The sequence below is a fragment of the Microbacterium sp. zg.Y909 genome (assembly GCF_024626565.1).
In genome coordinates, this window is record NZ_JANJFJ010000192.1 from 1 (window position 1) to 8,440 (window position 8,440).

Consider the following 8,440-nt stretch of genomic DNA (forward strand, 5'->3'; position numbering starts at 1 on the left):
CGCCGCCGCCGACGAGCGCTGACCCGACGCGCAACGCCCCGAGCCGAAGCCCGGGGCGTCCGCGACGCGGTGGATCAGGGAACCGCGCGGCGAAGCGTCCGCCAGGAGATCACGGCCAGCACCGCGATGAGGCCGACGCCCCACAGGGCCAGGCCCAGCGCCCCCTGTGCGACGAACCATTCGGCGAACGCACCCCAGGACTGTGTCTGCGTGATGAACCAGGCGAGGGCCACCAGTGCGAGCGCGAGTCCGACCAGAACCACGGTGAGCCACAGGTTGCCGAACCGCTTGTAGATCGTCGCGCCCCAGAATCCGCAGACGAAGAACAGCAGCGCCAGCACGAAGAACACGAACCCGGCGGCGACCGGTCCCGCTTCCCACACCCACGGCAGGTAGAAGAAGTAGCCGTTCATGCCCCATCCGTCAGTGGCCTGCTCGAGCAGCCCGCCGATCACGAACACCAGACCCAGCAGGGCAGAGGTGAGCACCGCGGTGAGCACGGTGCCGACGTAGAACTCCCGCCGCGTCACGCTCATCGCCTGTGAGAAGGGGAACGTGAGGGTGAGCGCCTGGATGCCGACCACTGCGAAGTACCACAGCGGCGCCTGCGCGCCACCCCCGTACTTCGGGCCCACCACCCCGGCGTAGTCCAAGATCCCGTAGATCGCCAGCGTGATCGCCAGCGTGCCCACCAGCACGATGAGCGGGACCCAGATGTACGTCGCCCGGTTCGTCAGCTGCATGCGCACGACATTGACGGTGCGGCTCATCGCAGTGCTCCTTCGTCGATCGCCGCCGCGGTGCCCGCGGCGTGCTGTGTGATGCGGACGATCAGCTGCTGCAGCGACACCGGACCCACGTCCAGGCCCGCTGCCGCCAGCTCCGCCCGCTCGGATGCCGTGAGGGTGCCGAGCACGGTCACACTCGACACGCGCCCAAGGGTCTCGCGGTGGATCACCTCGCGGCCGGCGACGAACGCCTCGACAGCGGCGCTGTCGCCGACGATGTTGGCTGCGCGACTGCGCGCCACGTCGGTGTCCTCGTCCATGACGATGCGGCCTCGGTCGATCACCAGCACCCGCTCGAGGAGGTTGGACACCTCGTCGATCAGATGGCTGGAGAGGATCACCGTGCGGGGATGCGCGGCGTAGTCCTCGAGCAGCCGGTCGTAGAAGATCTGGCGCGCGACGGCATCCAGGCCCAGGTAGGGCTCGTCGAAGAACGTGATCTCCGCACGCGCGGCGAGCCCGATGATGACGCCCACGGCGGAGAGCTGACCACGGGAGAGCTTCTTGATCCGGGTCTTGACCGGCAACTGGAAGTCCTCGATGAGGCGCTCGGCGAAGTCCTGGTCCCAATTCGGGAAGAACAGCCGGGCGGTGTCGAACGCGTGCTTGGGTAGCGCGTCGTCGGGGTACTTCTGGCTCTCACGGACGAAGCACATCCGCTGCAGGACGCCCGCGTTCTCGTACGGGTCCTCGCCGAAGATGCGCACGTCGCCGGACGTGGCGAAGTTCTGCGCGGTGAGGATCGACATGATCGTCGTCTTGCCCGCACCGTTGCGGCCGAGGAGCCCGTAGATGGTGTCCTTCTGAATCTCGAAGCTCACGTCGTCGACCGCGACGGTCTCGCGGTAGCGCTTGGTGAGGTTCTGCACCTCGATGACGGAGGTCATCGTGCCGTCCCTTCTCCTGTAGTGGTGTACCGACGCTGGATGAGCGCGGTGAGGTCGTCGGCGCCGAGGCCCAGGGCGCGGGCTTCGGTCAGCAGTGGGTCGATGAAGCGGTCCGCGAAGGCGGCGCGACGCTCGCCGCGCAGCTGCTCGCGGGCCCCCGGGGCGACGAACATGCCGATGCCGCGTCGCTTGTACAGGACGCCCTTGTCCACGAGCATGTTCACTCCTTTGGCCGCCGTGGCGGGGTTGATGCGGTGGAATGCCGCGAGCTCGTTCGTCGAGGGCGCCTGGGTCTCCTCCGGCAAGCTGCCGTCGATGATGGCGTCCTCGATGCTCTCGGCGATCTGCAGGAAGATGGCCCGGCCGTCTTCGATCACGCTGCTCCGTCCGCTGGTTAATTACTCGACTAACTAACCATGCAACGCAGGATGCCGCGATGTCAAGGCCCCACTTGCGCCGGTTTGCCACCTGTGAGGTCGCTGGGTACGGTGGAAGCGAGGGCCGCGAGGCCCCGACGACCAGTCCGCGATCGCTCGCCCGGCCCGACCCGAGGCCATCGGTGCGAGCGAACGTATGGTCGGCGGTCTGGGCGACCCACCCGAATGTGCGTCGCCGGAGCGCTGTGCCGCGTCGACACCCGACGCGTGTGTGCAGCGCCGATGACCGTCTACCCGGGCGCTACCGATGCGGCCTGAAGCGACGGCTGCCGAGGTGAAAACACGTGAGTTCTGCCCCTGCTGTCGAAGCGAAGAATCTGTTCAAGGTCTTCGGACGCAACCCCAAGGATGCCGTCAAGCGCCTGCGCGCCGGCCAGAGCCGGGCCGACGTGGCCGACGCCGGAACGGCCGCCGTGATCGATGCCAGCTTCACCGTGCAGCCGGGCGAGATCTTCGTCATCATGGGGCTGTCGGGGTCGGGCAAGTCGACGATCATCCGCATGCTCAACGGGCTGCTGCAGCCCACCGCGGGCGAGGTGCTTGTACAAGGACGCAGCGTCACGGGGGCGTCGGCCAGCGAGCTGCGCGGCATCCGTCGTCAGTCGATCTCGATGGTGTTCCAGCACTTCGCGCTGCTGCCGCACCGCACGGTGCTCGACAACGCCGCGTATGCGCTCGAGATCCAGGGCGTCGGCAAGGCCGAACGCCGCGGTCGGGCGATGGAGATCCTCGAGAAGGTTGGCCTGGGCGACCGCGCCGAGGCGATGCCCGATGAGCTCTCCGGCGGCATGCGTCAGCGGGTGGGGCTCGCCCGTGCGCTCACGGCCGGCACCGACATCCTGCTCATGGACGAGGCGTTCTCCGCGCTCGATCCGCTGATCCGCCGCGAGATGCAGGAGCAGCTGGTCGAGCTGCAGCGCGAGCTCGGCCGCACCATCGTCTTCATCACCCACGACCTCAACGAAGCCATGTTCCTCGGCGACCGCATCGCTGTCATGCGCGACGGGCGCATCGTGCAGAACGGCACGCCCGAAGAGATCCTCACGGACCCGGCGAACGACTACGTCGCCCAGTTCGTGCAGGACGTCGACCGGGCCAGGGTGCTCACGGCATCCGCCGTCATGGAGCCCGCCCACGCCACGACTCCCGTCAGCGCCGGGCTGCGCGGTGCGCTGCGGTCCCTGCGCGAGCTGCAGGCCGGCTCGGTGTTCGTCACCGAGAACCGCAGGCTGCTGGGTGTGATCAGCGACCGTCAGGTGATCCGGGCGATCAAGGCGGGCGAGACCGACCTGCGCGCCGTCATCGACGCGTCCGTCCCGACGGTGTCGCCCGACGACCCGCTGACCGATGTCGTCGAGCGCGCCGTCGAGACGACGGTGCCGGTGCCGGTGGTGGATGCCGCCGGTCGCCTGGTCGGCCTCATCCCGCGCGTGACGCTGCTCGCCGCGCTCGGGAACGTCCCCGCCACGACCCAGGCCCTGCCGATCATCGAGCCCGCGCCCTCGGTGCCGCCGGCCGACCTCGCCGCCTCGCTGGAGGAACTCGGGCAGGCGGAGGCCGACGCCGCCGAACTCGCGGCCTCGTCGAAGGGGGGAGCAGCGTGAACGACGTGCGTCTTCCGATCGGCGACATCGCCGAAACCTTCGTCCGCTGGCTGATCGACACCTTCGGGTGGCTTTTCGACGGACTCCGCTCGCTGTTCCTGGCTGTCTACGACGCGCTCGAGTGGGTGCTGCAGGCGCCGCCGTTCTGGGCGGTCATCGTCGTGCTCGCCGCGCTGGCGCTGTGGGCCAAGGGCGTGTGGCTGGCCGTCGGCACCGTGGTCGGACTCCTCGTCATCGTGGGTGTCGGCCAATGGGAGAACGCGATGCAGTCGCTCGCCCTGGTCATCGTCGCCTCGGTGATCGCGCTCGCGATCGGCATTCCGCTGGGCATCTGGGCGGCCCGCAACGACACCGTCTCGAAGATCGTCCGCCCGGTGCTGGACTTCCTGCAGACCATGCCGGCGTTCGTGTACCTCATCCCCGCGCTCATGCTGTTCCGCGTCGGCGTCGTGCCCGGCATCGTCGCGACCATCCTCTTCGCCCTCGCCCCCGGCGTGCGGCTGACCGAGCTCGGCATCCGCGGCGTCGACCGCGAGGTGGTCGAGGCCGGCCACGCCTTCGGCGCCTCGCCCGGCCGCATCCTGCGTCAGATCCAGCTGCCGCTGGCGCTTCCGAGCATCATGGCCGGCGTCAACCAGGTGATCATGCTGAGCCTGTCGATGGTGGTCATCGCCGGCATGGTCGGCGCCCGCGGACTCGGTGGCGACGTCGTGCAGAGCCTGCAGAAGATCGACATCGCGCTCGGCGTCGAAGCCGGGCTGTCGGTGGTCATCATCGCGATGATCCTCGACCGCGTGACCTCCGCGCTCGCCGCCCGAGGGTCACGCCGTGGTGCCCGGGCCGCTTCGCGCGGCCGTGGCGCTTCTCGCGCGGCGCGCGCCGCGTCGCGGGATGCCGACGCGGACGAGCCGCGGCCGGTCGCGGCATCCGCCTGACGCCTTCGGGCCCAACGTCTTGCGAGCTCATCACTCGCGGGGGGCGCGGAGATTCCGCGCCCGACCACAACGACCGCTTCGTGCACAGCACACGAAGGGAGAGGAAGTCACGATGACCAAGAGAAACACTTTCCTGGGGGCGCTCGCGCTCACCTCCGCCGCAGCCCTGACGCTCACCGGCTGCGCCGGCGGGTCCGACGAGGGTGCCGGCACCGAGGGGGATGCCGCGGCAGACCGCCCCATCACCATCGCCGTTTTCAACGGCTGGGACGAGGGCATCGCCGCGTCCGAGCTGTGGAAGACCGTGCTCGAGGAGCAGGGCTACGAGGTCGAACTCGAGTACGCCGACCCGGCGGCCGTCTACAACGGCATCGCCAGTGGCGACTACGACGTGACGCTGGACACCTGGCTGCCGCTGACCCACGCCGACTACATCGAAGAGTACGGCGATGACATGGTCGACCTCGGCGCCTGGAACGAGGACGCCAAGCTCACCTTCGCGGTGAACGAGGACGCGCCGATCGACTCGATCGAGCAGCTCGCCGACAACGCGGACCTCTTCGACAGCACGATCTACGGCATCGAGTCGGGCTCGGGTCTCGCGACCGTCACCGACTCGGCCGTCATCCCCGGTTATGGCCTGGAGGCCTTCGACCACGTGACGTCGTCGACCCCGGCGATGCTCACCGAGCTCGACACGGCGACCCGTGCCGGCGAGGACATCCTCGTGACGCTGTGGCGCCCGCACTGGGCGTACGACGCGTTCCCGATCAAGGACCTCGAGGACCCGAAGGGGCTGCTCGGCGACGCCGAGGGCATCCACTCGTACGCTTCGACGACGTTCGAGGAGGACTTCCCCGAGGTCTTCGAGTGGCTGAGCGCCTTCAAGATGGACAGCGAGACGCTGTACTCGCTCGAGAATGCGATGTTCAACGAGAACGACAGCGACGACTACGAGGCCGTCGTGGCCGAGTGGATCGCCGCGAACGAGGAGTGGGTCGCCACCCTGACCTCCTGAGTCCCCCGCTCGCGAGTGAGTATTCGTCGCTTTGAGTGAGTACTCGTGGGGCCTGCGGTTCGGCCGCAGTTGTTCCGCGAGTACTCACTCGGCGACGCGAATACTCACTCGGGGGTTCCGGAGGTGATCTCCAGCGACACCTTCGTCTCGAGCACGTCGATCGCCTCGTCCGACAGCGCGATCAGCCCGTTGAGCTCCTCGCGCACGCGCTTGTAAGCCACCTGCCGCTCCGAGGGCGTCGCCGCCTGGTCCACCGCGACCGAGAGCAGCTGCTGCGCCGTCGCCAGGCGCTTGCGCTCCACCTCGCTGAACGACGAATCCCGCATGCGCCGCGCCTCACGCTCGGCCAGGTCGAACGCCACTTCGAACTCCGTTACCGCCTTGCGGTACTCGTCCACCTGCTCCTGCGACACCTTCGCGTTCGCCGATTCCGGCCGCAGGTGATCGGCGTGCTTCTTCGCCCGCAGGAAGGCCGCCGTCAGGGGCTGTCGCCCGTCGCTCATGGCGGGGAAGGCGATCAGCTTCGCCACATCGAGCTCGTAGTCGAGCCAGCGCTGCGTCACACCGTCGTGTAGCGCGAACAGCTGCTCGAGCTGGCTGGGCTGCGGCGATGGGCGGGTGATCGCCGTGGGGATGGATGCCGTCGCCGCCGGCCGTCCACGGGCTGCCGCCTGCGCTGCCTTCAGCTCGCTCTTGGCGCGGATGATCTCGAGGCGGCGCTTGTGCCGGCGCTTGCTCGCCCGCTGCCACCCCTCCCATGCCCCGCCGAACACCCCGGCCAGCGGGAACGCCAACCACCAGTAGCTCCCGAGAAAGGTGACCAGCTCATCCACTCTGTCATGCTAGCCCGCGGCGCCGGCGGTGACAGCGCGCTACTGCGCGGCGGGCGGCTTCGAATCCCGCGACGGAACCGGCCACTGCCCTCCCCCCGAAACCCCACGAATCCCCGGCGCCCCGCCCCGCGCCGCGCGCTGCGCGTCGCGCTCAGCCGCAGCGAACGCGGTCTCGGCCGCGTGCACCGCATCGCGATACGCCACGAAGCGCTCCGGGGTCACCTTCTCGCGCGCGGATGCCGGACGCAACCACTGCGCCTCGCGCTGGGCCTTGAGGAACGCCAGGGTCAGCGGATGCCGGGACTCGAGCATCTGCGGGAACGCGAGCGCCTTCGCGGCATCCGTCTCGTACTCCAGCCACCGAGCGGTGACGGCGTCGAGGCGGGCGGTCAGCTGCTCGATCGGCAGGGGCGCGTCGCGGCCCGTGGCGGCGTACCGGGCGCGCATCGCCTTCACTCGGCTGCGGGTGGCGCGCAGCTGCAGCGAGGCCCGCTTCTCGTCGTATTTCGCCTCCTGCAGCATCCGCTTCGCCTCGGACATCGGGGCGGGAAGCCACGGCGAACCCCGCTGCGCCTTCTCGGTGAGCACATCGGCCTGCGCGGCGCGCACCTGGGCGCGGGCGGACTGCAGTGCGCGGTAGGCGGCGAGCTCCTCGTGCCGGGCGGCGTCGAGCTCCAGCCGGCGGGCGCGACGGCGGTTGGTCGTCAGGGCGCTGTAGCCGACGGCGCCCGCCCCGGCCGCTGCCGGAGCGATCCACCACCATGACCCCAGGACCAGGAGGACGGTGTCCACCCTGTCATCGTACGCGTCGGCCCTGTCTCCGGCCCGGTCTCAGCCGAACAGCAGTGCGATGACGGTCGACCCGCCGCCGACGAGGATCAGCGACGCGATCACGACCCACGCGACGATCTTCATGCGCCGCTGGCGTCCCTGCCCGTAGTTGCCGTAATCGTCGTCGCTCATGTCATCTCCTCGTCAGACGGGCTCGGCCACCGTCGCGCCGAAGGCGGCGGGCAGGGTGGCTTGCGATCGCTGGCGCAGCTCGGTGGCGGACACGGTGAACACGTCCTGGATCTCGAGGGCCGGCGCGTCGCCGTCGCCGGGCGCGTCGGTCACGCCGATGCGCATCACGGGGTAGCCGCGGCCGTCGCAGAGCCCGCGGAACTTCACGTCGTCCTCGCGGGGCACGGTCACCACAACCCTGCCGGTGGACTCCGAGAACAGCGCGGTCGCGGCGTCGACGCCGTCGCGCTCCATGATCTCGCTCAGCCACACCCGGGCGCCGACGCCGAAGCGCATGACGCCCTCGGCGAGCGTCTGGGCAAGGCCCCCGCCGGAGACGTCGTGGGCGCTGGAGACGAGGGACTGCAGGGATGCCGCGTGCAGCAGATCCGCCAGACGCTTCTCGGCCGCGAGGTCGACCTTCGGAGGGCGACCTCCGAGGTGGCCGTGGATGGTGCCGGCCCACTGCGAGCCGCTCAGCTCGGTGGCCGTGACGCCGAGCAGGTAGATGTTCTCGCCGGCATCCTGCCATCCGCTGGGGATGCGTCGCGCCACGTCGTCGATGATGCCGAGGACGCCCACGACCGGAGTCGGGAAGATCGGAGCGTCACCGGTCTGGTTGTAGAACGACACGTTGCCGCCGGTGACGGGAACACCGAGCTCGAGGCACGCGTCGGAGAGCCCGTCGACGGTCTGCGAGAACTGCCACATGACCTCGGGGTTCTCGGGGCTGCCGAAGTTGAGGCAGTCGGTGACCGCGGTCGGCACGGCACCTGTGACGGCGACGTTGCGGTACGCCTCGGCGAGGGCGAGCTTGGCGCCCTCGTAGGGGTCGAGCTGGCAGAACCGGCTGTTGCAGTCGGTGGCGATGGCGAACCCCAGGCCCGACTCCTCGTCGACGCGGATCATGCCGGCGTCGTCGGGGAAGCTCAGCGC

General features: G+C 69.5%; 10 protein-coding genes. 3 read left to right on the forward strand and 7 right to left on the reverse strand.

Translation table 11 applies throughout. The features are described 5' to 3' along the window. Positions 1–74: 74 nt before the first annotated feature. Genes NQ160_RS13920 through NQ160_RS13930 form a run of 3 tightly spaced genes read right to left on the reverse strand, consistent with a single transcriptional unit; the run spans position 75 to position 2,052 of the window. On the reverse strand, positions 75–770 hold the full coding sequence (locus tag NQ160_RS13920) for a hypothetical protein (protein ID WP_257515809.1): 696 nt from the start codon (positions 768–770) through the stop codon (positions 75–77). Further along, positions 767–1,675, reverse strand: a complete 909-nt coding sequence (locus tag NQ160_RS13925) for an ABC transporter ATP-binding protein (RefSeq protein ID WP_257515810.1) — start codon at positions 1,673–1,675, stop codon at positions 767–769. The genes NQ160_RS13920 and NQ160_RS13925 overlap by 4 nt, the downstream gene beginning before the upstream one ends. Beyond that, entirely contained in the window at positions 1,672–2,052 is a 381-nt protein-coding gene (locus NQ160_RS13930; RefSeq protein ID WP_257515811.1) for a GntR family transcriptional regulator, read from the reverse strand. Before NQ160_RS13930 ends, NQ160_RS13925 begins: the two co-directional genes overlap by 4 nt. A gap of 344 nt (positions 2,053–2,396) precedes the next feature. Here NQ160_RS13930 and NQ160_RS13935 point away from each other — a divergent pair, with 344 nt between their 5' ends. The 3 genes from NQ160_RS13935 (at position 2,397) to NQ160_RS13945 (ending at position 5,669) form a co-directional block, all read left to right on the forward strand. Then, on the forward strand, positions 2,397–3,716 hold the full coding sequence (locus NQ160_RS13935; protein ID WP_257515812.1) for a quaternary amine ABC transporter ATP-binding protein: 1,320 nt from the start codon (positions 2,397–2,399) through the stop codon (positions 3,714–3,716). After that, positions 3,713–4,651, forward strand: a complete 939-nt coding sequence (locus tag NQ160_RS13940) for an ABC transporter permease (protein ID WP_257515813.1) — start codon at positions 3,713–3,715, stop codon at positions 4,649–4,651. The genes NQ160_RS13935 and NQ160_RS13940 overlap by 4 nt, the downstream gene beginning before the upstream one ends. Before the next feature lie 112 nt (positions 4,652–4,763). Further along, a complete protein-coding gene (locus NQ160_RS13945) occupies positions 4,764–5,669 on the forward strand; it encodes a glycine betaine ABC transporter substrate-binding protein (RefSeq protein WP_257515814.1) in 906 nt (301 codons plus the stop codon). Positions 5,670–5,773: 104 nt separating this feature from the next. On the opposite strand, the gene NQ160_RS13950 is transcribed toward NQ160_RS13945, so the two are convergent. The 4 genes from NQ160_RS13950 to NQ160_RS13965 all read right to left on the reverse strand — a co-directional run. After that, positions 5,774–6,502: a hypothetical protein gene (locus NQ160_RS13950; protein ID WP_257515815.1), complete on the reverse strand. Its 729-nt coding sequence runs from the start codon at positions 6,500–6,502 to the stop codon at positions 5,774–5,776. Between the two features lie 39 nt (positions 6,503–6,541). Then, positions 6,542–7,294 carry a hypothetical protein gene (locus tag NQ160_RS13955; RefSeq protein WP_257515816.1) on the reverse strand — a complete coding sequence of 251 codons (753 nt, stop codon included), beginning with the start codon at positions 7,292–7,294 and terminating at the stop codon, positions 6,542–6,544. A gap of 39 nt (positions 7,295–7,333) precedes the next feature. Further along, positions 7,334–7,465: a hypothetical protein gene (locus NQ160_RS13960; RefSeq protein WP_257515817.1), complete on the reverse strand. Its 132-nt coding sequence runs from the start codon at positions 7,463–7,465 to the stop codon at positions 7,334–7,336. A gap of 12 nt (positions 7,466–7,477) precedes the next feature. After that, positions 7,478–8,440, reverse strand: a 963-nt coding sequence (locus NQ160_RS13965) for an AIR synthase related protein (protein WP_257515818.1), incomplete at its 5' end; no start/stop codon positions are given.